Source organism: Acinetobacter sp. NRRL B-65365, from assembly GCF_001605865.1.
In the GTDB taxonomy this organism is placed as follows: domain Bacteria; phylum Pseudomonadota; class Gammaproteobacteria; order Pseudomonadales; family Moraxellaceae; genus Acinetobacter; species Acinetobacter vivianii.
The window spans coordinates 24,205-50,461 of record NZ_LRPD01000025.1 but is presented as its reverse complement, the minus strand read 5'-3'; the positions used below and the strand labels follow the sequence as shown (position 1 = coordinate 50,461).

Here is a 26,257-nt window from a genome sequence, read left to right as displayed (position 1 = left end):
CTAGTGAAAGGAATACGAAAAAGCCCGACAGGATGTCGGGCTTTTTTCATTTTATTTTTTTAGAGTGCTGTTTAATTGATTGGCTTGGCATTGTAATACGCATGAATTGAGGCGGCACAGCGGTCAATCAGCAGGTCTTCATCCTTTTTCCAGATCAGTTTCACTTCACTGAGTGTATTCTCGTCCTGAATTGGAATAAGCCTGACATTACTCGGCAGAATCACTTTAAATTCTTCAGGCACAATACAAATACCAAAGCCATTGGCGACCAGTTCCAGTTGAGACCTTTTCCTTGAATAAATTCGGGTTCTTTTCGGAGAAAAACCATTGACCAGACATAAGTTGGCGGCCAGATAGCTGAGACCACCACGCGCTTTATGCGGTACAGAAACAAAATTTAATGAGGCTAATTCGCGTATCGAAATATTTTCTTTTTCACTTAAAACCGGATCGGCAATATGGGCAGCCACATATAATGGGGCGGTATATAGGCTGATCGAATTGACCTCATCTAAATTGTGATAAATCGGCGGCCGGATAAAACCCAGATCAATTGTGCCATTCAATAAATATTCGAGTTGTAACTCAGATGATAAAGTATTCATTTCAATATCAATGGTATGGCTATCACATAACTGCTCAAAGATTTCGAGTTTGTTTTGATCAAGTACAATACTGCTGGAATGGGCAATCTTAATAATCCGACCTTCACCACGACTAATACTTTGGGCGCTGACAATTGAACTTTTTAAATGATCAATATTGGTTTTTAAACTTTTATAGAGTGCTTCTCCCGCAGTGGTCAGTTTAATTTTTTTCTCGGAACGATCAAAAATTTCAAAGCCTAGTTCTTCTTCTAAATTTTTAATTTGCCTGCTTAAGGCGGATTGGGCAATAAACAGCTTTTCTGAGGCGGCAATGAAACCGCCCGTTTCTACAATCGTGATTAGATAATTAAATTGTTTTAATGTCCACATATCTCAAAATTAGATCAGTGCTGGTTTTTTCTATATTAGATGAGATGGAAAAAATCTTATACCTTTTTCATAGATGCTTGAATGAGGTAGCAAATGATGAGAATGAAAAAGCAGATTTTGACCTTAGTTGCCTTTGTGATGATTTGTCTATTGGCGCAAAGTTATGACAGCTATATGGGAGTGCAGGTGATATCGCAGCAGGCTGATTTAGCTGGCGATTAGAGAAGTGCTCGTATTATCTTTTATATTATGACTAATTGGAAAAATGAGATGAGGGCATGCTGATGTACGTTTTTGCTTACACTGATTAGAGGAAATGTCCCATTTTCAACCTAGGTTGAATTGCCTAATATGAACACATCAGGAACAGGAAGTTCCAGAACATAAAACAAAAATGATAAGTTCAGGCATCAGGACGTGAGGTATGACAGGAGTTGTACCTAGTGAAAGGAATACGAAAAAGCCCGACAGGATGTCGGGCTTTTTTAATGATCATCAGTAGAATTTAGTAAATTAATTAAATCATTATCCAAGCTCTTTAGAAAAGGGATTCCATAGTCATTTTCTTTTAGCATTTTAAAAAGATGATTTGGTAAATCATTCTTATATTCTGTAAAGCATGTGGCTAGACCTATAGCTATAGAAGCAACACTATCAGTATCTCCACCTAATTGAATGCATGCTTTCAAAAGTGAACTCATTGAGTCATGTTTTAATAAACAGGTAAAAGCCGCACTAACGGTATCATATGCACTTAAAGAAACTCTTTCTTGCCAATTAAAATCCCATTCATCCAAGCCTTCACATTCTAAGAAACTCTTTAACTCTGCTAATCTACCTTTCTCTTGTAAGCCAAAATATGCTGCTAAACTTACTGAACAACTAGATGCTATCCCTAGTTTAGTGTCATGTGTTATTTGTGCTTGTAATGTAGCAAACGTAATAACATCACTCCTATTCTTTAAAAAACCGATAGGTACTGAACGCATAGCTGCACCATTTCTTTCACTGGTTGAGATCAGCTTATTAAGTAACTCTTTCCCAGATCCAACTTGAGTTAACAAATTGTAGAAACCTTCAGAATATCCAACCCTTATATCTCTTTGAAAACATTCTATAAATTTTGTGGCTATATTTTCTTTATTCCATTCTGCTCCAGACAAGATAAATTCAGCTATAGCAATCGACATTTGAGTATCATCTGTATATTGACCTGAAATATCATATAACTCATGTTGGCAATATGACACTAAGTTATTATGAGCATTAATTTTTTCTGTGGCACAAAACTCAAATCCTGCACCATATGCATCTGCAATAGCTATTTCAGTTAACACGCAAATTAACCCTCTTTTCCGCTATATTTTTAATAAACCCTAAGAAGAAAAAATAATCTATTTCATATCTTGAGTAAAATGAGATAAGAAAATCCCTCTACGTTTAATTACTTTATCATTAAATAAACTAATAGGACTGCGTATTTTGAAGTATTACTATTGTATTTAAGCAGATTTCATTTAATGAATAACATAAAAATTGTGTACGCTTTTACTTACATTTACTAACGGAAATGTCCCATTTTCAACCTAGGTTGAATTGCCTAATATGAACACATCAGGAACAGGAAGTTCCAGAACATAAAACAAAAATGATAAGTTCAGGCATCAGGATGTGAGGTATGACAGGAGTTGTACCTAGTGAAAGGAATACGAAAAAGCCCGACAGGATGTCGGGCTTTTTTTATTCAATATTGATTTCTTTTGTCCAGAGTTCGATGAGCATCTGAGTTGTTTGACTTAAAGGTTTGTGACTCGGCCAGATTGCATGAATCGGCATATCCAGTCGATTTGTTGTGTCACGAAATTCGAGTCGAATCAAACTGCCTTTCGCAAAATGCTCTTGCACGATCGAGAGCGGAAAATTTCCCCATCCGAAGCCTTGTTCCACCATATTAATCGCCATAAATAAACTATCGGTATACCAGCAGGAATCAGAAACCAGAACGCGACTATCTGGAAGGGGATAGTGTTTGCTTGCCACAATAATCTGTCTGAGTTCAGAGAGCATGGTGAGTTCATTTTTATTATTGTCCTTAAGCTGTTGCGCATCTTTAGGGGAAACCGCCGCGACAAATTTTTCAGTTCCGAGCAGTCGGAATCGTTCATTCAGGTCGAGTTCGGATGAGCTATAGGCAATATAAAGATCAATTTCATTTTGATGTAAACGTGCTTTTAATTCTTGTTGTGGCGCACTGACCATTTCAATATCCAGAAGCGGATAACGCTGCATCAAATGTTCAATACCAGCCAAGAGCAGCTTCTGGTTGATATCCGCAGCGATCCCAATCGCAATACGGGTTTCCAGTCCTGTTGAAAGTTCAGTTAAATGCATTTCCAGCTGGCGCAATTTAGTCACAATCAATCGGGCATGGGGTTCGATGGACAAAGCAATTTCAGTGGGAGCAAGATGGTTTTTACTGCGTTCAAATAATTTTAAATTTAATTCTGCCTCTAAGTTAGCAATCGCCATACTGACTGCGGAAGGAACCCGATTCAGTGCTCGGGCAGCCGCCGAAAAATTACCACGATCAATAATTTCAAGAATCAGTTCAAGTTGTTCACTGGTCAATTTCATCTTAATTCACTTGTCAGATGTACTGATAACGATTGACTTTTTTTATCAAAATTAAAGCGTAAAATCCACTCATTATTTATTTCAAGGTGTTGTAATGCAAGGAACCAAGAGAAGAGTCACCTACGTCTTTTTCTATGAAGTTTTTAGCTTTTTTATCTGTGCAATGGTGCTGGCAGTACTTTCAGGTACCACCATTAGCCATACAGGGCCTTTGTCGATTTTAATTGCGGTCATCGCCGTAACAGTGAACTTTTTTTATAACTACGTGTTTGAGATGTGGGAAAAAACTCAAACGTCGAAAAAGCGTACCGTGTTGAGACGTGTTGCGCATGCGATTGGATTCCAGATTGTGCTGGTCATGATTTTGATTCCATTGATCGCATGGTGGATGCAAATCAGTTTAGTCAAAGCATTCTTGCTGGACTTCAGTTTGATGGTACTGATCCCATGTTATACCTTTGTTTATAATTACTTCTTTGACCATATCTTTGGCTTGCCAAGTCATTTGGTCGAGTCGACAGAGCTCAATGCGAAAGCAAGTAGTTGATTGGAATGATCCAGAATTTAAAAAGCCGATCGAGAAGGATCGGCTTTTTTATTGAAGCTAAACTTTTACAGCATTCGATAAAGGCGTTCTTTAGGGAAGATCGCAGTAAAGGTTGAGCCTTCATTTTCTTTAGAAGTGATTTCTAGATGAGCGCCATGTTGCATGAGTACATGTTTTACAATGGCAAGTCCTAAACCTGTACCACCAGTTTGACGGCTACGCGCGCTATCGACACGATAGAAGCGTTCAGTCAAGCGTGGTAAATGTTTTGGATCAATCCCGATGCCGTTGTCCTGTACCGTAAAGGAGGCATGGTCACCTGCTTCATGCCAACCAATGGTAATGATGCCACCAGGCGGCGTATATTTAATTGCATTGGTAATTAAATTACTGAAAGCACTGGCAATTTCAATATCCGAGCCAATCAGGTCGCAATGGCTATCAATATCCAGATTTAAAGTATGACCATAATCAAGATTGTAAGCACGCGCATCATCAAAAATCTGGTTCATCAGATTTGCCATATCAATAATCTGATTTTTTGCGACTTTCTTATTATTTTCTAAATTCGATAACAACAATAAATCATTGACCAAGGCATTCATACGTTTGGTCTGGGACTGCATTTGCGTAAAAGCACGTTTCCAGCGCGGTGTAATGTCATCTTGATCGGTAAAGGTTTCGATATAACCACTGAGTACGGTCAGCGGCGTACGCAATTCATGTGAAATATTATCGACAAAGTCTTTACGCATTTGTTCCAGATTATGGACGCGCGTGGTGTCATGTGCGACCAATAAACGACTTTCTCCCCCAAAACGGGTGAGTTTGACGTGCACATAACGCTCTTCTTCCATCTGCGCTTGCAGACGAATCCCATCAGGAGATTGATCCGGGTTGTTAAAATATTCAATGAAACTTGGTTGGCGTAAAATCGACAATAAGTTACGTCCGCGGTCGAGAGGACTAATACTCAATAGCTTTTCGGCTGCGGGGTTCCACCATTCGATTTGATGTTGGTCATCAATCAGAACCACGGCTTCTGCCAGAGCAACCAGAGAAGACTGGGCTCGGTCAATGAGACCAACCATTTCCGCTTGAACAATGCGTTCCTGACGTTGTGCACGATAAACATTGAACAGTAATGCACCCCAGATCCCGTTTAAGTTGGGCGGGACATCATAGGGGCGGTTTGAAATCCATTCATTGACCAGATAAAGCGAGCGGAGCTGCAGGGCGAAAAACACCACAAAAGCAATAAAAATACAGCTCCAAAAGTATCCAACCCCAAATCCAACTAAGCTTGCAATCAATAAGAAAAAAAGTAACAGTCTTAAATCTTGTTTTGCAAACGTCCATAAACTGCTGTAGCGAAAACGCTGGTGTTCACGTGCCAGTTCAGGGACGGGATAAGGTTCATACATAAAAGATTTTTAACCTACTGCTAAATCTGCTCGTGTCGAGAAGCGATAACCTGTGCCACGAACCGTTTGGACAAAGCGGTCAACGCCAAAAGGCTCTAACACTTTGCGTAAACGACGGATGTGCACGTCAATGGTACGGTCTTCGATATAGACATTGCCACCCCACACCTGATCAAGTAATTGGGCGCGTGTATAAGCGCGTTCTGGGTGAGTCATAAAGAAGGCCAGTAAACGATATTCTGTTGGACCCATATCTAAAATACTATTGCCAAAGCTAACACGCTGACTGACAGGATCCAGCAATAAGCCATTGGCATCAATCACTTTTTCACCGCTCAGTGCATTGGCACGACGTAATACCGCCTTGATACGGGAAACCAGTTCGCGTGTCGAGAAGGGTTTGGTCATGTAATCATCTGCACCTGCGTCAAGACCCTGAACTTTATGGTCTTCTTCACCTCGTGCCGTCAGCATGATTACAGGAATTTCAGACAGGTTCTCGTCGCGTTTAAGGCGACGGCATAAGTCTACACCACTCACACCACCTGGTAACATCCAATCCAGCAAGATAAGTGCAGGACGCTGATCAACAATAATCTGATGCGCTTGTTTAGCATCCTCAGCTTGTAAACATTGGAAGCCTGCCATATCCAAAGAGGTATGGATCATTTCGCGGATCGGTAACTCATCATCGACAATTAAAATATAGTCATCTTTCACAGCGCAATACCCTTAAATTCCGTAACGGTTTAACCGTTTTGTTGTTATGACAGGCTTATTACAAAGATTAATTATGACAATATCATTGCAAAAGAGGGAATAAAGTCGAATTTAGCAATAAATTGTGACAATTGTGGGGCAGCGCAATGACCAAATGATGACAGCTTGCCTAGGCATAAAGCAAATAAATTCATTGAGTTAATCAATTTGTCATGGAACTGCTTTTCATGTCACAAAACTGTAAAACGATTTTAATTTTTTTGAGATGTTGTTTCGATAAAGGACAAAAAGACAGCACAACAAGCTGAAAGCACATCTGCAAGCGGCTGTTTAAAGCCCTCTGAGACCCATCGAATAATAATATGGGTCACATAACCATTTAAGCCCGTTGCCATTAAAGACACTTCTTCGGTGCTTTGCGGCGCATTGGGCATGGTAATCATCACAAAGCCTTGAATAATACGGTCAAACTGGGTCAAGGTTTCCTGAATCGTGGCTTGATTATGCAGGTCCTGAACCAGCATGGCATCGATATAAATAATCCGTGCCATACGCGGATCATCTTTAATGGCGTTCAGGAGTGCTGATAAGCCTGCATTCACCATGTTTTTAGGTTCAGGCGCTGCCATGAGTACAGCCTGAGTCAGACAGGTTTGCATTTTTTCGATCATTTTCAGAAACACAGTCTGGAACAGATCTTCACTTTTCTTAAATGATTCATAAAAGTAGCGTTCAGTCAGCTTGGCTTCATTGCAGACATCTTTAACGGTCACCGAGAAAAAGCCATGTGTACCGTAAGTCGCAATACCCGCTTCAATCAGTTTTTCACGACGTGCTTCTTTGCGCTCAGTTAAAGAAAGACCCTTGAATTGTCGCTCTTTCACTGCTGTCTTTTTTTTCTTGTCTGTCGCTTGCTCTTGAGTTGCCATTGAAAAACCGTTCCCTAAAATTCTCTAAATCGTATATCTCGTGCTTTTTTACATAGCTACTATGTGCTGTTGATCTAGCATAACTAAATTTTGAAAATATGCATTGTCTCTTTTAAACATCTTCGATCAAGAATGTAAATAGGCCTATTATGACATGTTAGGTGTCGGTTATTGCCATTTGTCTTAAAGCTTGAGTGTACTATATTGACAACCTGTATTGTCAAAATTATATTGGTTACAGGTTAAACAGCACATGACAACGCATGATTGGGGCGAATATTGTGCATATCATTCGCAACACAAAGGATAGGCAATGAAAAATTTTAAAAATAAAGTCGCAGCGATCACGGGTGCTGGTTCTGGGATTGGACAACAACTGGCGATCTTGTTAGCGAAACAAGGCTGTCATTTATCTTTAAGTGATATCAATGAAAAAGGTTTGGCACAAACTGTTGAATTATTGAAGCAATACCCTGTAACAGTGACGACGAAAGTACTTGATGTGTCAAACCGTGATGCGGTGAAACAGTGGGCGCAAGAGACGGTACAGGATCATGGTTCGGTTAATATGATCTTCAATAACGCAGGTGTAGCACTTGGCTCAACTGTGGAAGGTGCAAGCTATGAAGATTTGGAGTGGATCGTAGGCATCAACTTCTGGGGCGTGGTGTATGGCACCAAAGAATTCCTGCCATTTATCAAACAAACCAAAGATGGTCATATCATCAATATTTCAAGTATCTTTGGTTTAACCTCGCAGCCAACCCAATCTGCATATAACGCAACCAAATTTGCAGTACGTGGTTTCACTGAATCATTACGTCAGGAGCTGGATATTGAGAAGGGCGGTGTCAGCTCTCTTTGTGTACATCCTGGCGGGATTCGTACCAATATTGCCAAAGCAGCGAAAATGAATGACAGCTTGAAGAGTTTGGGCATGGATCCGAGCAAATCAATCAAACAATTTGATAAGTTCTTGCGTACGCCGCCAGAAGAAGCTGCACGTCAAATTCTGAATGCAGTGCAGAAAGATAAACGCCGTCTGTTAATTGGTACAGATGCACGTATTGTGGATTCTTTCCAGCGTTTATTCCCAACGGGTTATCAACGTATTGCCGCCTTTGCAACCAAGATGATGTAAGTCATTACAGCATAAAAAAGCCATTCTCTGTGAATGGCTTTTTTATTTGTGTCAGAACAAGCAGATATTAAACAATCTGAGTTCGGTTTGACTACCCTCTAAGCTATTGAAAATAATTAGCTTGGTGGAATCTTACCATGTTCTCACCCAATTTTAGGATCAGCCTGCGGCTCGCCCTACTTTTGTTTTGGCAAAAGTAGGCAAAACCATGGCCATCTACAAAACCTGTTCTATTCGTGGATTTATTAAAATATATCGCAAAAACATTACCTTGTTTACACCACGCAGGTTGTAGATGACGTTTCCAAGTACCATATTCAGCCTCGAACTCAGGTTAAATAAGGACTTTGATTTTTGATTTCTTCCAGAAGAATTGATAATAAAAACCTTGGAAGATGCACAGACTCACGAAGGACAGCGCATAGGCAATCCAGATACCCGTTAAGCCCCACAATGAACTGAACCAATAGGCACACGGTACTTCGATCAGGATAATGGTAAAAATATTGATCAGCATCGGGATATTGACTGTACCGCTGGCACGCATGATCGAGGCAAAAATTGCACTGGCGCCAAAAAATAAAATTGACCACAACACAATAAACAGCAATTGTTGTCCCAATACAATTACGCTGTGATCGGTAATAAACAGCGCCATTAAATATTTTGAGAATAAATAGGCCAGAACAATCAATGTTCCCGTAAACAAGAAATTCATGCCCAAAGCTGTACGAGTCACTTTGGCCAATAAATCAGGTTTACCTGCACCAATTGCTTGAGCCGCAAAAATCGAGGCCGCAATCGAAATCGACAAGGCTGGAAACTGAATATAGTTCAGCACCTGATTCACGGCACCATAGGCAGCGGTGGCATGCGCGCCGTAATGGTTAATGAGACCAATAATCACCAGTCCCGCCAGTGACGTCGTGACCATCTGAATGCCTGTTGGAATCCCAAGTTTTAGAATTAATTTACTGAGCTCGGCATCGTGGCGGATATGTTGCAACAATTGACGATCTATCTTTAATGGATGATTTTTATGGTTCAGATAAACGGCTAAAAAAATCAGCACAAAGGCATAGCCCATAATGGTTGCAATCGCGGGCGCGACAATTCCCAATGCAGGGAAACCAAAATAACCTTTCAGTAAAACTGGCGTTACGGCTAGACCAATCAGGCTGGTCAGACTTAAGGCAATCAGAGGTGTGACGCTATCACCGACACCGCGAAGAATCGAAGTATAAATAATATAAACAAACAACAGCGGACTACCGACCAGCATCCATTGCACATAAGGCAAGGAGAGGTGCATCACCTTTGGATCTGTACCCAATAATTCCAGAATATGCTTGGCAAATACTAGACCGAGCACCGCGATAATGCATCCGCCGATCATGGTCATAAATAAGGTCGAACCAATTACACAGCGGACTTTTTCAAGGTTTTGTGCGCCCCATGCCTGTCCCACCAGTACGGTTGTCCCAGCAGAAATACCGATCACGAAGGCAAGCAAAAAGAACAGGATCGGGAAGAATACGGAAACAGCCGCAATCGCATCTACGCCCATCATTTGACCGACAAAGATGGTATTAATCGTTCCCGATAGGTTTTGTAAAATATTGGTGGCAATCAAAGGCACCAGAAACACAAAAAATGTTTTCCAGAGATTTGGTTGCATCACCAGAGGTTGACGTGGAGTCATTCAGTTTCCTTCACCCTTCATCCTGAAGCGTATCTATTTTTTTCAACATACCATCATAAGCGATGCTGGGAACTTTATCGTTCGGTTTATTTTTTGTTGATCAACACTGTAGGAGGATTTCACCTGCACGTTGTAGTGTCTGATCAGTCTTGGCGAAGCAGAATCGGATCAAGCGCAGTGATTCTGGCGCTTGTCGGTAAAATACTGAAATGGGAATCGCCACGATTTTGTGTTGCTCCGCAAGGAACTGGCACATCTCAACATCATTTAGATCTGGACGAATGTTGCTGTAATCCAGATTCTGGAAATAGGTGCCTTGGGAAGGCAGGAATTGAAAACGTGAATCTTGAATGTGTGTATTAAACAGATCGCGTTTTGCCTGATAAAAATGAGGTAGCTCTTGGATATGTTCAGGGTGCTGTTGCATGTAATGGGCAAGGGCTAACTGGCAAGGGGTATTGCCACAGAAATTGGCAAACTGATAGATCTGGCGGAACAGACGCATCAGCTGCGGAGAGGCAACACAATAACCAGTTTTCCAGCCTGTGACATGGTAGGTTTTACCGAAAGAACCAATCACAAAACTGCGTTCGCGTAATTCAGGAAATTGCAGTGCGCTAAAGTGCTTTTGTCCATCAAATACCAGATGTTCATAGACTTCATCTGACAGCACCACGATATTTTTATCTTGAATTAGTTCAATCAGTTGTCGCCAGTCTTGTTCTGACCAGATTGCACCCGTTGGGTTATGCGGCGTATTCACAATAATCATGCGGGTTTTCGCATTGATACGGTCTTTGACTTTTTGCCAATCCACCTGAAAAGAGGGTGCTTCCAAGTTGATATGAATGGATTTTCCACCAGCCAGTTGAACTGCTGGGGCGTAGCTGTCATAGCTGGGATCAAAAATGATCACTTCATCATCTGCATGGATGCAGGCTTGAATGGCGCAAAAGATCGCAATGGTTGCGCCTGACGTGATGGTGATTTCAGTGGCAGGATTAAGTTGTATTTGATCGCGTTGTAAAAATTGTGTGGCGAGTTGTTCTCGTAAAGCCAGCACACCATCACCTGCTGGATATTGGTTATGGCCTGAGAGCGTCGCTTGGCTAAGCGCTTCAAGTAATGCTGGTGGAGCTGGGAAATCGGGAAAGCCTTGTGACAGGTTGAGGGCATTGAGGCGGTGTGCGAGTTCAGTCATTACGCTAAAGATGGTAATGCCTTGGCTTGGGAGTTTTGACTGAAGTTGCAACATCGGATGTCCTTTTTAATATCTAATTTCTTTTTTACGATGACTCTGCACAGCCTCATATGCTGTGAGAAATTATATGTAATTTGCATAGGCATGTTTTACTTTTCAAGGATGAAAAGTAACAAAAATCCTTTGTAGTGCTGACGGTCCATCCTTGAGGCCGCAGCACTACGGGCGGCATCCATGCCGCCGTCACGATAGTTGATCCCAACTTAAATTGAGCTAGAGAACTTTACGATTTGATTTATTTACAAAACATTTTCCACAATAGCACGTATAACACCGAGTGCTAAACCGATAAAAGCCCCGACAATCACGCCGTTAACACGGATCATATGCAAATCACCGCCAACCTCGCTTTCGATTTTGGCAATCATTTCACGAGAATCCCACTCATGGATACGTTCACTGATATAGCGAATGATCTTGTCGCTGTATTGCTCACTGAAATTGGTCGCTAAGCCGATCATTTTTTCATTTAACACATGACGTACTTTTTCATTTTGAATCAGGCTTTCACCTAGTTGCTGTATCGCCGCCTGTAAGTTAGTCGCAATCCCTGAATCTTCCTGCATTAAATCGGTCTTGATTGCATCACATAGAATCGCGACCGCACCACTAATAAAGTTCAATACTTGCGGGCTATCGAGTAACGCATCTTTGCCACGGTTTAAACGTTGGCTGGCTTCGCTTTCGGTATCTGCCAGTTCCAGCATCAGATTGTGTGTGGTTGTTTCAATATCCTGACGCCACGGATGATCAGGATTGGCCAGCATCGACTCAACTTTTTCTATCAGCGAATCGATGGTACGTTGCTGGACATCAATCCCGATCCAGCTAGCGCCTTTGGCTAGTTTCCAGACACCAAGCTCTTGAAATAGTTTACGTGATAAATCGCGTGCTTCTTCAGGATGAGATACCATCCATTCATGTGCCAGATCCAGTCCGCGTTGTAATACATCCTGATGGAAATCATTTTCCAGTACTGCCCGTAGCATTTCACTGGCCAGCTTATTGACCTTGGTGCTTCTGACCCATTGCACACTGTTATTCTGAACAAAGTGTGCAATTTGATCCTGACTAACAAATTCAAAAATTCTTGGCACAGTGTGCTGAATCATTTGCACTACATGCTGATTATTTTTTGGATTGGCTAACCATTGTCCAACGGCCAAACTAATATCGGCATTTTGTAAACTGCGTTCGACAATTTGCGGCGACAGGAAGTTTTCCTGCACAAAACGTCCCATCGACTCGGCAATACGGGCTTTGTTCCGTGGGATAATTTCGGTGTGGTCACGCAATAATTTGGGTAGAGGCATTCTGCCAAAAGGATTACGGAACAATACTGTGACCGCATACCAATCGGCTAAGCCACCCACCACGCCTGCTTCTGCGCCCAGCATAAAGATATGGATGAGCCATTTATATTCAGGGAGAAAATGCGCCGCAACCATTAAAGCAATCCATGACACCACGGCAATAATCAGGGCCATGGTGGCGAAGTATTTACTTCTTTGTAGGCTAGGTACGTGGATTTCTTCGACTGAACTCATTGAGCCATCCTTTTAACTTACTTTTTATTTTGAGGTGGTGCAGGTGGCTGCAACACTTCTCCTGTTGGACTCAAACCGTATTTTGGCCCCAAAGATTGCAAAATCAGTTGTGCATCAAAGGCATCTGGCGATTGCTGCTGAGTCTTGAAACACTCGATAGTATACGACACTTGAATTGGATCAATATTGACCACTTGTGGGGTATCGTAGAATGGATCAGGCCAAAAGGCTGGGTGACGACGATAGTAACCATAAGGATAATACGATGGTGTCGGATAAATCACAGCCTGACGTGGTGCTTTATGACGGGCATTACTTGGGTCATCCACCACACTAAAATAACGGAAACCATTTTTAACGGTGGTTTGCGCTGCTTTGAGCAAGGTAATTTCCTCTGCTGTACCATAACTCAAATTGTTATCCGCCTGAAAACCGACACGGTAAGTTTTGTTATTTAACGGATAAGCGGTGAATTGACCGAGTTGGTCAAATGTTCTGGGTTTGGAAGGAACCGTTGCACATCCTGCAAATGTCAGTGCGACAAGGAGCGGTGTGCATATTAATAAAGATTTCATATGCTTTTCCTATGTTCAGTGTCGAGGGCGATCGACTTAAAAGCTACTATTCGGTTGTGTTAAAAATTCCAGTTCTTCTGGTGTCGAGTCACGCCCTAAAATTTTATTTCGATGTGGATAACGTCCAAAGCGATCAATAATCACTTTATGCTTTTTCTCGAAATTTAAATTAATTTCATTGCCTAAGCGCTGGAATAATTTTAATGCAAATTCATGGATATGTTTGGATTCGCTATGCATAAAGGGCATATATAAAAATGAGCGCTGATCAGGACTGAGTTGAGCATCTAATTGTAAGCTAATCGCTTCTTGTGACAGTGCCAAGGCCAGACTGTCGTAAGCAAAGGCCTGTGCCTGATCTCGATATAAGTTTCGGGAGAACTGGTCAAGTACAATAATTTCAGCTAAACGGCCTTCAGGAGTTTTGCGCCATGACCAAAGTTCCGCCTGAGCTGCCTTATGATGAATCTCTTGAAATGACTCGCGAATTTTTGCATCAAAATCATCGCTTTTGGCAAACCAGAGTGAGCGGTGGTCAGGGTCAAACCAAAAATTCAGAATGTCTTGCGCTTGCATGGGCGAGCCTCCTCTAGAAGATTTATTTTTCAATAAAATCACAATTTCAGCGTGTCTTATGTAACAAGATTGTGATAAAAATTGCCAAACTAAACAGGGATTTCTGTCACAAGCATTTATGAAATGTTAACAGAGCCTAGATGACTAGATCATAATTGTCGTTATAATTGGCTGAGTCGAAGGGATTGGCATTGTCATGATGTCTGTATGGTCGACGAAGTCGCTACCTTTTATGTGGTCGGCTGATCTTGAATAAGCGAGCCTATAATATGAATCAACCCAGCACACTTACTTCCTCTGTGATACCAACTTGGGTAGATGCATCGCTATTAAAAGGGATGTTACGCGGGATTGAGCGTGAAAGTTTACGTATGCAAAGTAATGGATTTTTATCACAAAAAAATCATCCAGAAGCTTTGGGTTCGGCACTGACACATCCACATATCACCACCGATTATTCAGAAGCCTTGATGGAGTTTATTACCACTCCTCAAACGACGATTGCCGCAGCTTTAAATGAGTTAAGTGATATTCATAGTGTCGTGCATCAGCAACTGGAAGAAGGCGAACGACTGTGGCCTTTATCCATGCCTTGTATGCTGGATGATAACGAAGAAAATATTAAACTGGCTCAATATGGTTCTTCCAATATTGGCCGTTTTAAAACGCTTTACCGCCGTGGCTTGGGCGTGCGTTATGGTCGCCGTATGCAGACCATTTCAGGGGTTCACTATAATTTATCTTTTCCAGACCAGTTATTTATTGCCTTACAGCAGCATGAGCAAGATGAACAATTAAAACAGCTCAGCCTGCAAGATTATCGTAGTCATCGCTATTTTGGCTTGATCCGGAATTTTATCCGCTTAATTCCTCTGGTCATGTATATGTTAGGCGCGAGTCCATCGGTATGTCGCTGTTTCCTGACAGGTCGTGAACATCATTTGCAGCCTTTGGTAAAAGGAACTTTATATTTACCAGAAGCGACCGCCTTGCGGATGGGACGCTTGGGTTATCAGAACTCGGCACAGAAAGAACTGGGGATTCACTACAATGACTTGCATGATTATCTGGATGGATTACAGAAAGCCGTGCATACCCCTTATCCTGCATTTACCGATTTAGGTTTAAATGATGAGCAGGGTGAGCCAATTCAGATCAATGACCATGTGCTCCAGATTGAAAATGAATACTATAGTCTGGTTCGTCCAAAACAGGTGCCTCAAGCAGGTGAAACACCATCTCAGGCACTGAAAAACCGTGGTGTTGGATATGTAGAATTGCGTGCTGTGGATGTGAACCCATATAGCGCGATTGGTATTGACGAGATTTCGGCTGGTTTTCTGGAAAGTCTAGCGCTCTACTGTTTATTGAATGACAGCCCAGATCTGTTTGCGGAAGAGCAGGAACAGATTGATCGTAATCAACTTGAAGTGGTCAATCGTGGTCGTGCAGGAGATGCACAGATTGAAGAAGGCTCAAATTCGATTGCGTTAAAAGACTGGGCACAACGTCATTTAAATGCAATTCAAGGTTGCGCGATTTTATTAGATCAAATGGAAGATACGCATCTTTATCAGGATGCGATCCAGATTATGCAGCAGCGTTTGGACCATGTTGAAGAGACACTTTCAGCCCATGTGATTGCAGATACCTTACAACATGGCGGAACCTGGAACTTTGGTAGTGTGATGGCCCAGCAACACGTCGATCACTATGACCAGCATCCACTGAGTGAAGAAACCAAACATTACTTTGCGCAATTAGCGCAAACTTCATTGCAAAAACAGGCGCAACTTGAACAAGATAACGACATGAGTTTTGAACAATATCTTGCACAATATCGCTAGGGCCTGTTGAACGAGCAACAGGTCAACAGACCCTAATATTTTAGAGGATTTCCCATGCGTTGGAATTACCGCTTAGTGAGTGCGTTGTTGGTACTGACGAGCATCATTGGTATCTCATTTGCGTTGTATTTAGAACATGTGCAAGGTTTGGATCCTTGCCCACTTTGCATTTTCCAGCGCCTTGGCTTGATTGGAATGGGATTAATTGCACTGGTTGCATTTATTCATAACCCTGTTTCAAGTGCTTTCAAACGTTTTTATGCGTTCTTGGCGACCTTATCGATTGGCTGGTCAGTTGGCGTGGCGGCACGTCATGTCTGGTTGCAAAGTTTACCACCAGATAAAGTACCAAGCTGTGGTCCGGGTCTGGATTATCTAGTTGATGCCTTACCAATGAAAACTGTACTGCAAGAAGTACTTTCGGGTTCGGGCGAATGTGCGGTGGTGGACTGGACTTTCTTGGGACAATCACTTCCAGTGTGGTCTTTATTGTATTTCAGTTTAATTTTATTGATCTGCTTATGGCAGTTATTTAGAAATTATAGTGTGGTTAAAAAATAAGAGACAACTATTTAGTTTCCCTAAAACCCGAAATATAGGATTTATATTTCGGGTTTTGTTTTGTCATACACTAACAAAAGTGTAACTTTTTGCTAAAAAAGGTCGTTTTTTTGTAGACAGTGCGTTCTGTTTTTTATAAAGTTCTGGCGATTCCCCGTACGATCTGATTATAAAAAATGCCTTTTAATATATTTAATGTATTAGAAAAAATAGGGTTAAATGCACAAAAGCGTGCCATCCACGTACAATTTTCTAATCAACTCCTCAATAACCAAATTTTTTTACAGCGTATCGAAGGCCAACATCAGCTGAATGCGGGTTTAGAGGCTGATTTGATTTGCCTGTCCACCAATGCCCAAATTCCTCTAAAACAATTTATCGGCGTTCAGGTTGCAGTTGATCAGGTGACTGATTCGGGGCAATTGTTCCGAACCACGGGAATCGTAACGGAAGCCAGTTACGGGCAAAGTGATGGTGCCTTAACGCTCTATAAATTAACTATAAAAGACGCGACCAGTTTATGGCATCAGCGCCGTAACAGCCGTGTTTTCATGAATAAAAGCATCGTGGAAGTCACTGAAGTTTTATTCAAGGAATGGCAACAGAAAAGCCCACTTTTTGCAGCAAGTTTAGGACTCGATCTTGATGGATTAAGTCAGAATTATGATATTCGCCCCTTCATTATGCAGCACAATGAATCTGACTATGATTTTCTTACACGTTTATGGCGCAGTGAAGGAATCAGCTGGTTAGTTGATGAAGCGGAACTTTTTGTTTTACATGCTACTGTGCCTGTGCAGCCGCAGAAACTCAGATTGATTGATGATAACAGCCAATATCGGGCTTTAGACCGTCGTAGTATTCGTTTTCATCGAAGCAGCGCAACAGAATATCAAGATAGTATTACTGGCTTTATTGCGGTGAGAAGCTTGCAACCGACCGCAGTTCATGTCCAGCGTTGGCAGCCAGATGCATTAACGCAGGAAGAAGGTGCAGGTTCCGTTGTGACGACGCATCAGCATTCAGAAAGTTTTGACTCAGCTAGTTTAAGTCTTGAGCAGGCATGGCATGTCAGTCCAGCCTGGATGCAGGATTTAAAGGGTGACGATCAGGCCACTGCTTCAGGTGGGAACCAGTTAGAAAAATTAAATCAGCAGTTGAATGATATGTATGCCAGTCAGGCCAAGTATTTTAAGGCTTACAGTACTGTGCGTGATAGTCAGGTCGGTTATTGGTTTAGTTTAAGAGAACATCCTGAAATTAATCAGCATGAGGGTGCTGATCAGGAGTTTTTAATCACTGCCAAAAAATTCTATAACCAGAATAATTTACCCAAAGACCTTCAACAACAGGTGAGCCAGCTATTGATGCTCAGTCGCTGGGATAAACACAGTCTTGAGGATTCTGAACGGCAAGGAAATGAACTGACCTTGATTCGCCGTCAAATTAAGACCACACCTGAGTATGATCCAGAACAGTATCGTCCGATTGCCTATCCGCAACGCGCTAAAGTTGTTGGTCCAGAAGGTGAAGCTATTCATGTGGATGAGTGGGGACGGATCAAGGTCCGGTTTTTATTCACTCGTAGCGATGACAATGGGCATGATGGCGGTGCGGGTAGCAATGACAACGACACTGACTCGGCATGGGTTGATGTGTTGACGCCATGGGCAGGCGAAGGTTATGGCGCACGTTTTCTGCCACGTATTGGTGAGGTAGTGGTCATCGACTTTTTTGATGGCAATATCGATCGTCCTTTTGTTACAGGACGCATCCATGAAGCACAACGTTCTCCAACCAAGTTCGATATTAAAGGCCAGCTTCCAGATACCAAAAAACTCAGTGGTATTCGTAGTCAGGAAGTCAATGGAAGTGGATTTAACCAGTTACGATTTGACGATACGACTGGGCAAATCAGCACGCAGTTACAAAGTAGCCATGCAGCAACACAGCTCAATCTTGGTAATTTAAGTCATCCTAAAACACAAGAGACCAGTGATGGCCGTGGTGAAGGTTTTGAGCTTAGAACTGATGCTTGGGGTGCGGTGCGGGCAGGTAAGGGTATGCTGATTAGTACGTATTCCCAAGAACAGGCGATTGCTGATCATCTGGAAGCTGCTCAAGCACAATCTTTACTGTCCCAAGGCTATGACAGTATGAAAATGCTTAGTGAAGTTGCTGCGAAACAGCAGACCGATGCACTGAATGTGATTAACCGTTTACCGAAGTTTATTCAGTCTTTAGAACTTAAAACCACAGGACAGGCACTGGATAGTACCTTGAATCTGTTTAAAGAAGGAATGAATAGTGATCCGATCCATGCCTTAAAAGATTGCGGTGGTTTTATTGAGGATATTGGGGCACTCGGCGGCGATGCTAAAGGCGCCGTAGAAGAGTTTAATGCGTTCTTTGGTGATGCCAAAGATGCTGTAGAGAACCTTAAGGCATTTATTGAAAATATTGAAGAGCATGGCGCTGATATGATCAAAGGCAAACTTGCCAGTATCAAAGATCGGATTCAGCAGAACCCGTTTGAGAGTATTAAAGAGGTTGGAAAGGTTTTAGCCAATGTCGATATTAAAGACTTTGAGCTAATGAGTGCCTGTGGGACCTTTAGTAAAGGTAGCAAGTTAGAAATCACGCCATCTAAAGCATTGGGCTCGTTACAGGGCTTTATGGAGGGATATACCCAAGGTTTGGAAAGTAGTTCCGATGCCAAGCAACAAGAGCAAGGTAAGATTTTCAGGCAGGCGCTGATGTTGTTGGCATCGCCGAATGGAATTGCGTTAACCACGCCTGAAAATATTATTTTGCAGGCCTCTCAGGATATTGCCGAGAGTGCCAGCGGTTCAATTAACCTAAGCGCACAGAAGAATATTATTGGACACGCACAAGACAAGATTAGCCTATTTGCAGCACAGAAAGGCTTTAGAGCTTATGCCGCAAAAGGGAAATTGGAGTTGCAGGCGCAGGATGATGCGATTGAAGCGATTGCCAAGAGGGTCATTAAGTTAATTTCTACAGAAGATAAGATTGAAATCACCAGTCCGAAAGAGATTGTACTGACAGCCGGTGGATCTCAACTCAAGATTAATGCCAATGGGGTGTTTTCAACCACAGGTGGTAAGTTTGAAAGTAAGGCTGGGCAGCATTTGTTTGTGAGTGGGGCTAAGGTTTCATACGAGGTTCCTGAATTACCAAAAATAGGACCGTATGCTGTTGATTTCTTATTCTCAAGTTTAGCAGGTACGGGGATAGAAAATGCAAAAATACAGATGTATGAGCCAGATAAAAAAGAAATTATTTGGGAAGGGGTAACGAATTCAACAGGGAAAAGCGATTTATCAATGCAAGAAGAATCAAAACGATACGAAGCATTGATTGGTTTTGATGAATGGTCAAGTATCTTTGATGATGAGGATAAATTCGAAGAAGAAAATGAAGATGAATTTGAAATTGGTGAGCATGGTTTGCAAGCTGAAAAAAAAGATTTGGAACAATAGGTAAGTCTATATGTCAAATGTTTATATAGTTAAATCTGGTGATACTCTTTGGGGAATCTCAAAAAAACATCGTATTACAGTAAAAGAGCTTGCGAGAATTAACTCATTATCAGGCAGAATGATTCATAACTTGAAAATAGGGCAGAAAATTCATTTAAAAGATGAGTCTAGTAGCGGTCATAAATATGAAACCCAATTAAAAATAGTTTTAATGGATCTTTCTTTCAAATCAATCTTAAAAGCTACAATTCAATTGGATTTTGATGGCAAGAAAATCATAAAGAATACAACTAATGGTATATTTGATGATATAGGAATAGAAGACCATTCTAAGGGGCTAAAAGTATTCTTCAAAAATATAAATGGCAGCTTTGATTTAATTGCTGACCATAAAACGCTTCCCTTAGGTCGGAAAGTATTAAAATTAACTTCAAGAAAAATTAAAGTAGAAGGATCACATTATGTAAAAGAAGGCTTACTTAACGAGACTGCATCTGAAATTAAAAATAGTTTAAAAAGGGTGGGTAAGCCGATAGTCGATGGAGTCTCTTCAGTGCTTGAAAGTTTATCAACTACAAAAAATCCTCATCAGCCCCAAAGAGTAGCATCTAAAGAAAAAAATCAATTACCTGAAGAAAGACAGGAACAGAAACGAACAGATGCTGGTAATAGTACACATATAATTGCTGCACAATTTACAGAAGATAATTTTTTATTAAAGCCAGTTAATAATAAATATAGAGCTTATATTGTGAGCGCCGCTAAGCGACATGGTTTTACTGCACATTCATTAGCAGCTGTTATCGATGCCGAAGCTGCAAAAATAAAAAAAACTGGGGAGTGGAATGTGAATAGTAAAGCAAATTCTAGTTCTGCTGCTGGGTTGACTCAATTCTTAGATGGAACATGGCTCGCTATGTGTAATGATAGGAATTCATTAGTTGGGCAATATGTAAAAAATAATCCAAAATTAACTAAAGAGCAAAAATTAAATTTGAGGTTCAATGCAGAAATGGCAATTGATGCTGCCGCTGCATATGCTGTTAGTAATTTTAAAACTTCTGGTCTTCCTTATCAGAATTTAACTGAGCCAAGTTCAATGGCAAAGTTTGCTTATTTGTTACACCATGAGGGGGCTTCAGGAGGAAAGAATTTCGTCTTAAATACTTTAAGCTCAGAACGAGCTAAGAAACTATTGTTTATTCAATTTGGTAAAAATGGCACTAAACAGGCTGAAGAATTCTTAAAAAGGTATAAAGGTGATGCGAAAGCAGCTTATGGAGCATGGCTAAGAAATTATATTGATGGGCACATCAATATTTATCAGTATGTCGTCGATAAGAGTAAAACTTCGGGAATAAACCTAAGCATGGAGGAAACAATTAAACTATTAAAAGGACAATCAGTACCATCCCCTATTTCTAAAGAGCAAAAAGTAACCTCACCGGTAGCGACACAAACTACTAATACTCAACAATCAGCACCAAAGAGTGAGAGTAATAAACCTCAAGTTCAAAGTGATGAGAAAACTGTGGGAGGGGATGAAGGTTGGCATAATCCTTTACGTGATTGTAAGTTGCGGACAGCTGGCTTAGCTAACGCAAAAGGCGCAACCTTTGGTAAAGTAAGAAATAATGGAACCAAAAATCACCAAGGCGTTGACTTACAAGCTAATCCCGGCACAAAAATATATGCTGTCTGTGGAGGGGTGATTGTTTTTGCTAAGGACTCTGGTGGTGCGTATGGTAAAGTTATTGTTTTAAGGGTTGATATAAATGACTTAGCGGAAAAACAAAAAAAATATGCTCAGAGTAAACTTACAAAAAATCAATATGTCTACTTTTTTTACGCTCATTTGTCAGATATTAATGTGGATAAAGATGATCCAGTGGATACAGGAGAGGAAATTGGAAAGACAGGTTCAACTGGCAATGCGAATAAGATGACGGCAATTTCCAATGGAGCTCATCTTCATTTTGAAGCAAGGAGCGCTCCTTTATTAGGCGTTGGATTGGATGGAAGGATTGACCCTATACCATTTATAAATGCGAATTTACCGTATTGATTTTGAGGTTTTTATGAAATTTATGAACACTTTTGCAATGATAATCGCCTGTGGTGTTTCTTTTAATGTTTGTTATGCAAAAGAAAATTCTTCTTGGAATGATTATTTACAAGATTCTACTCAAGTAAAATCACCTGTGGAATATATAGATACATATAATAAATATTCTGTTATTAGTCCTAATTTTAAAATAAAATTAACTGATTTTGGTAATATTAATAAAACAAAGAAAAATATTAACTACACATTAAAGAAATATGGGGTTCAAGTTTTAAATGGAAAATATGTGTATAATGTATTTGAAACAACAGTTACTTTGAAATCTAATGTTGATTTTACTTTGCTATATCATGATAAAGATATTGTTGCTTTTAGAATGAGAGAAATTAGTACTGTAGATTACATGAGAGTTCCTTTTAAAAAAAATCAGGTCACAACTTATTTTTATAATATAAAAAATAATAATTTTACCGAAATACCCGTAATTCTTTCTAACAGTGAAGATGGTAGTGAGAAAACAGATCTACTAATGGGTGACCAAGTAACATATGATGCTAAGAAAGGCCAGTATACGTATCTTGCAAATGTTAAAACTTATAAAGATGGAAAAACTTCGCCATTCAAGATTACTTTGAACGTTAATCTAAAATGTATTTCATCAACCTTAGGTTGTGAAACTACAGGTGTTTTAGCAGCTGAAAAAGAAACTAAATAACTAAAATTTTATTCTAGGGTTTTATTTAATACCTAAACCCTAGAATAATAATTAATATAAATAGTAGGAGTGAAGCTATGTGTTTATCGTGTTTTTTAAAAGCCAATTTTTTGAAATACTTATTATGAATAGGTTTTTGTTGTTGTCATTATGTTCAATATTGATGGCATGTAATCATGCTAATGAAATTGAAAGTAAGAAAAATGTTATAGATTTTAATTCTTTATATTATAATGGAAAGGTTTATTCTATTGGTGATAAATACTCTGAAATTAATTTTTCTTCAAAAGATAATTTAATGAGTGAGATGGGGAGTTGTACCACTATTTTTAATCCTAACTTAGCTATTTCATATACTTTCCATTCTAAAAAGTTAGTTGAAATGTTAATTAAGTATGAAAATAAAAGTGTGTATACATCAAAAGGTATTAGTAATGGGATGACTGCTGAGAATATAAATAATAATTATAAAGCAGGGTATAAAGTCATAAAAATTAAAAGTGAAGGTGCTGGGGATTCTCAGCAAGATTTTAACTATCAGGTTTTTGATAGTGAGCAAAAGAATAATATTTTAGCTTTTGATATAGTAAATAGTGAAATACAAGGAATTCATTTACAGGAAAAAGATTTCTCTATGTCGGATTGTGAAGAGTAACTATACTTTTATAGGTGTTGAAGTTATATAGAGGATATTTAATTTTGAAAAAATCTGGGTTATTTTTTTCACTATTTTTATTAGTTGGTTGTGCAAAAATCGAAGTTCATGCTTTAGGTAAAGATAGTTTGAATTTTAATAAATTGAATGGAATTACTTTAGGGAGTAGTTTGGAAGATATTTTAAAAAAATATAAAGATGATATTATTGTTCAAAACTACAAAGATATTAGTAGTATAATAGGTTGTGAAAATGGAAAAATATTATTATTGATAATAATGAGACGAACTTAGATATTAATAATAAAGGTTTTCTAACGGCCATAAATACAACGAATCCAAAGGTTATAGATGGGAATGGAATAAGCGTTGGGGAAAATGTACGTAAATTATCAAAATTAGAAGCTATTGATAAAACAAAGAAAATAGATAATCAAGAAGGTGAGGCTTATTATGAATATAAGTTAGCTCCACAGGATTCTAAATTTTATTATATTTATACTGTTGGTCAAGATGAGAAGGTAGAATCTATTGGGTTATTTTCTAACGATCATATAGATTGTTATGAGGATTGAATTATTTAAAAATTTTTTAAATATATGCACTCTATCTGTTGAAAATTAGCTTATTTAAGGACAAAAGCCCAGCTATAAAGCTGGGCTTATCTATTTAAGTTTCAACAATGCCTTCTAAATCATCAAAGGTATAATTGTTTGGTACATTGATCATATGTGTCTGTACCCCAGCTTCCACTTTTTCTCTCGCATCAGGATATAACCAACGCGTAATCTGCTCGGCGACACTGGAGTGATACTGAATTTCAAAATGGTTCAGCCCATAAAAAACCGCTTTATGTGTGTCTGGTAGCTTAAGTTGAAAACGTGGATTTGGATGTTCACCCAAGGCACTTTTGACACTGACCAGATAATCCCCAATCACAGAGAGTGCTTTATTACGAAGTTTCTCAAATTCTAAAGTTCCTGCAATCAGGAAAGTATTAATATGTGATGGGAGTGGTGCGGGCTTACGATTGTCATCTGCAAAACCAATACGTGCATCATTATGTTCCCAGTCATCATCACGAACGCTGCCGTGGCGTAGATCTAGGATGCCGTTACTGCGTACATTGACCAACTGACCAATCAGGCTGATAAATGGAAATGCACCAAGTTTATCCTGCAATACAAAGCCAAAACGTTCCAGTACTGCACCATGATGTGGCGAGCCGATACAGACGAGGTTCTCGACCATATGTACCCATTGATATAGATTCTGCTTGCCATAAAACAGGGCACTGCGAGAAACTAGTCCACCCATACTGTGTCCAATCAGGTCGATACTGGTAATACGTGGATTACGCTGGACCAGATCTTCTAAGGTGTTGGCAAAACTACGACCATTGGCTGAAATCCGACGCCCTGTGTTGTAGTTCAGATACAACATGGTGTTGTTATCACGTTGAGCCAGCAGACGTTCCCCAATCCCACCATAACGATGGTTAGACCAAGTTAGATGGTTCATACATAAACCATGTGTCAGGATCACGACACGGCCCGTCAGTTCTCCTTGCTGCAAAGACCCATAGTGGTCGTAAAGCACCATTGGCAATGCCATTGGATTATGTTGCTTTAAAAAGAAATCACCGAAAATACCGTTCAATGCACCTACTGCAAAATGTAATGTCGGCGTCAGTGGCTTGTCATGCAGAATAGGGAATTTGGCGATAATGCGGCGTAAATTAGGGGCAAGAAAATGACTGCCATATTTTTGTAGAGCCACATAGGAAAACTGGTAGAACTTTTGCAGTTGCGGGTGTTTTTGTAAATTCTTGGCTTTTTGTGCACTTAAACCGAGCGTTGTCCGTAATACCTCAGTTTGTACCAGTTGCACCAATTCGTGTACCCCGCTTAAGCTGGTGCTGACGAGCTGGGCTAAACCCTCCAGAACATCTGCCTGACTCGGGGGCGTACGATCCCACTTGCAGTAGGTTTCATGCAGAGGTGTTAAACTTGGCATATTGATTTCCCCATCCTTGATATATACCGAAGGTTTGAAGTGATTCACGTTATACTATTTAGATAAACTACAACAAACGCTTACATCTTAAATCTTTCATAAGTAGTTTTTTTAGAATACTGATGAACGGAGTGCAGTATCGTTTTTTATGTCCGACAATATTGAGCTTATCTGTATTTAATATTGTTATTTGCATAACGATTAAGCAAAATAATGTGATTTATTTCACTATAAGTCAAGCCGCTGTCTCTTTTGGTGCATATGCAAATTATTTATTTACATGGTTTTCGAAGTAGCCCGATGTCGATAAAAGGGCAATTATTGCAACAATATTGTGCAGGACTCGATCATGTTCAGGTGCATTTACCTGATTTAAATCGGACACCTGATCAGGTACTTGCACAGCTTTCTCAGCTTATCGAAAGTTTACCACGTGATAAAGTGGTTTTGGTGGGAAGCAGTCTTGGTGGCTTTTATACGACATACCTTGTCGCAAAGTATGGCTGTCCTGCTGTACTGATTAATCCTGCTATGCAACCATGGCAATTATTTCAAGATTTATTCGGCATTGAACAAATCCCGCTCAAAGTCACTGAATCATGGACACTTGATACAGATCAATTGCAGCAATTACAATCGATTGCTGACACGAAGTTAAAGCATGCTGATAAAATTCTCGTGCTTTTGCAACAAGGCGATGAAGTCTTGGATTATCGTCAGGCTCAACGCTATTATAGTGCAGTTCATCCATCCTCATTGATTTTAACTGACGCTGGTGGTAATCATGCAATGGATGATTTTGAAGAAAAATTACCTTTAGTTCTCGAATTTTTATCGGCAGCCCTCCAATAAGGAAGTCAGAC

23 protein-coding genes are annotated in these 26,257 nt (G+C 40.1%); 11 read left to right on the top strand and 12 right to left on the bottom strand.

What is annotated here, in order from left to right; genetic code table 11:
* Positions 1-71: 71 nt before the first annotated feature.
* Positions 72-977 carry a LysR family transcriptional regulator gene (locus AWW72_RS10790; RefSeq protein WP_062847324.1) on the bottom strand — a complete coding sequence of 302 codons (906 nt, stop codon included), beginning with the start codon at positions 975-977 and terminating at the stop codon, positions 72-74.
* A gap of 93 nt (positions 978-1,070) precedes the next feature.
* On the opposite strand from AWW72_RS10790, the gene AWW72_RS19780 reads away from it, so the two are divergent.
* Positions 1,071-1,199, top strand: a complete 129-nt coding sequence (locus tag AWW72_RS19780; protein WP_265936685.1) for a hypothetical protein — start codon at positions 1,071-1,073, stop codon at positions 1,197-1,199.
* Between the two features lie 263 nt (positions 1,200-1,462).
* On the opposite strand, the gene AWW72_RS10785 is transcribed toward AWW72_RS19780, so the two are convergent.
* Complete coding sequence (locus tag AWW72_RS10785) at positions 1,463-2,314, bottom strand: ADP-ribosylglycohydrolase family protein (protein ID WP_062847323.1); 852 nt, start codon at positions 2,312-2,314, stop codon at positions 1,463-1,465.
* A 403-nt stretch (positions 2,315-2,717) separates the two neighbouring features.
* Positions 2,718-3,611 (bottom strand): LysR family transcriptional regulator, encoded by an 894-nt coding sequence (locus tag AWW72_RS10780; protein WP_062847322.1) that lies wholly within the window; start codon positions 3,609-3,611, stop codon positions 2,718-2,720.
* A gap of 94 nt (positions 3,612-3,705) precedes the next feature.
* Here AWW72_RS10780 and AWW72_RS10775 point away from each other — a divergent pair, with 94 nt between their 5' ends.
* On the top strand, positions 3,706-4,158 hold the full coding sequence (locus tag AWW72_RS10775; RefSeq protein WP_004776331.1) for a PACE efflux transporter: 453 nt from the start codon (positions 3,706-3,708) through the stop codon (positions 4,156-4,158).
* A 65-nt stretch (positions 4,159-4,223) separates the two neighbouring features.
* On the opposite strand, the gene phoR is transcribed toward AWW72_RS10775, so the two are convergent.
* The 3 genes from phoR to AWW72_RS10760 all read right to left on the bottom strand — a co-directional run bounded on the left by phoR (position 4,224) and on the right by AWW72_RS10760 (position 7,231).
* Positions 4,224-5,582, bottom strand: a complete 1,359-nt coding sequence (phoR, locus tag AWW72_RS10770) for a phosphate regulon sensor histidine kinase PhoR (RefSeq protein ID WP_062847321.1) — start codon at positions 5,580-5,582, stop codon at positions 4,224-4,226.
* Between the two features lie 9 nt (positions 5,583-5,591).
* The gene (phoB, locus tag AWW72_RS10765) at positions 5,592-6,302 is read right to left on the bottom strand and encodes a phosphate regulon transcriptional regulator PhoB (RefSeq protein WP_004776327.1); all 711 of its coding nucleotides are present in this window, start codon (positions 6,300-6,302) and stop codon (positions 5,592-5,594) included.
* Positions 6,303-6,553: 251 nt separating this feature from the next.
* A complete protein-coding gene (locus tag AWW72_RS10760; RefSeq protein WP_004776325.1) occupies positions 6,554-7,231 on the bottom strand; it encodes a TetR/AcrR family transcriptional regulator in 678 nt (225 codons plus the stop codon).
* Between the two features lie 313 nt (positions 7,232-7,544).
* Between AWW72_RS10760 and AWW72_RS10755 the strand changes: the two genes are divergently transcribed.
* Entirely contained in the window at positions 7,545-8,372 is an 828-nt protein-coding gene (locus tag AWW72_RS10755) for an SDR family NAD(P)-dependent oxidoreductase (protein ID WP_004776323.1), read from the top strand.
* A gap of 334 nt (positions 8,373-8,706) precedes the next feature.
* On the opposite strand, the gene AWW72_RS10750 is transcribed toward AWW72_RS10755, so the two are convergent.
* The 5 genes from AWW72_RS10750 to AWW72_RS10730 form a co-directional block, all read right to left on the bottom strand.
* Complete coding sequence (locus tag AWW72_RS10750) at positions 8,707-10,074, bottom strand: MATE family efflux transporter (RefSeq protein ID WP_004776321.1); 1,368 nt, start codon at positions 10,072-10,074, stop codon at positions 8,707-8,709.
* A gap of 100 nt (positions 10,075-10,174) precedes the next feature.
* The gene (locus AWW72_RS10745) at positions 10,175-11,329 is read right to left on the bottom strand and encodes a pyridoxal phosphate-dependent aminotransferase (protein WP_062847320.1); all 1,155 of its coding nucleotides are present in this window, start codon (positions 11,327-11,329) and stop codon (positions 10,175-10,177) included.
* Between the two features lie 245 nt (positions 11,330-11,574).
* A complete protein-coding gene (locus AWW72_RS10740) occupies positions 11,575-12,882 on the bottom strand; it encodes a DUF445 domain-containing protein (protein WP_062847319.1) in 1,308 nt (435 codons plus the stop codon).
* A gap of 17 nt (positions 12,883-12,899) precedes the next feature.
* Positions 12,900-13,457: a CC0125/CC1285 family lipoprotein gene (locus AWW72_RS10735; RefSeq protein WP_004776316.1), complete on the bottom strand. Its 558-nt coding sequence runs from the start codon at positions 13,455-13,457 to the stop codon at positions 12,900-12,902.
* Between the two features lie 36 nt (positions 13,458-13,493).
* A complete protein-coding gene (locus AWW72_RS10730; protein WP_062847318.1) occupies positions 13,494-14,033 on the bottom strand; it encodes a DUF924 family protein in 540 nt (179 codons plus the stop codon).
* Positions 14,034-14,302: 269 nt separating this feature from the next.
* Between AWW72_RS10730 and gshA the strand changes: the two genes are divergently transcribed.
* The 7 genes from gshA (at position 14,303) to AWW72_RS19655 (ending at position 23,672) form a co-directional block, all read left to right on the top strand.
* Positions 14,303-15,880, top strand: a complete 1,578-nt coding sequence (gshA, locus tag AWW72_RS10725) for a glutamate--cysteine ligase (protein ID WP_062847317.1) — start codon at positions 14,303-14,305, stop codon at positions 15,878-15,880.
* 54 nt (positions 15,881-15,934) lie between these two features.
* Positions 15,935-16,441: a disulfide bond formation protein B gene (locus tag AWW72_RS10720; RefSeq protein ID WP_062847316.1), complete on the top strand. Its 507-nt coding sequence runs from the start codon at positions 15,935-15,937 to the stop codon at positions 16,439-16,441.
* Between the two features lie 176 nt (positions 16,442-16,617).
* Positions 16,618-19,944 carry a type VI secretion system Vgr family protein gene (locus tag AWW72_RS10715; RefSeq protein ID WP_062847315.1) on the top strand — a complete coding sequence of 1,109 codons (3,327 nt, stop codon included), beginning with the start codon at positions 16,618-16,620 and terminating at the stop codon, positions 19,942-19,944.
* Positions 19,945-19,954: 10 nt separating this feature from the next.
* A complete protein-coding gene (locus AWW72_RS10710) occupies positions 19,955-22,009 on the top strand; it encodes a peptidoglycan DD-metalloendopeptidase family protein (RefSeq protein WP_062847314.1) in 2,055 nt (684 codons plus the stop codon).
* 13 nt (positions 22,010-22,022) lie between these two features.
* The gene (locus AWW72_RS10705; RefSeq protein ID WP_062847325.1) at positions 22,023-22,724 is read left to right on the top strand and encodes a hypothetical protein; all 702 of its coding nucleotides are present in this window, start codon (positions 22,023-22,025) and stop codon (positions 22,722-22,724) included.
* Between the two features lie 79 nt (positions 22,725-22,803).
* A complete protein-coding gene (locus AWW72_RS10700) occupies positions 22,804-23,379 on the top strand; it encodes a hypothetical protein (protein WP_249409166.1) in 576 nt (191 codons plus the stop codon).
* A 44-nt stretch (positions 23,380-23,423) separates the two neighbouring features.
* The gene (locus AWW72_RS19655; RefSeq protein ID WP_249409164.1) at positions 23,424-23,672 is read left to right on the top strand and encodes a hypothetical protein; all 249 of its coding nucleotides are present in this window, start codon (positions 23,424-23,426) and stop codon (positions 23,670-23,672) included.
* A 375-nt stretch (positions 23,673-24,047) separates the two neighbouring features.
* Here AWW72_RS19655 and AWW72_RS10690 read toward each other — a convergent pair whose 3' ends face one another.
* On the bottom strand, positions 24,048-25,394 hold the full coding sequence (locus tag AWW72_RS10690; RefSeq protein WP_004776311.1) for a PGAP1-like alpha/beta domain-containing protein: 1,347 nt from the start codon (positions 25,392-25,394) through the stop codon (positions 24,048-24,050).
* Between the two features lie 261 nt (positions 25,395-25,655).
* Here AWW72_RS10690 and AWW72_RS10685 point away from each other — a divergent pair, with 261 nt between their 5' ends.
* On the top strand, positions 25,656-26,246 hold the full coding sequence (locus AWW72_RS10685) for a YqiA/YcfP family alpha/beta fold hydrolase (RefSeq protein WP_005260215.1): 591 nt from the start codon (positions 25,656-25,658) through the stop codon (positions 26,244-26,246).
* Positions 26,247-26,257 lie beyond the last annotated feature (11 nt).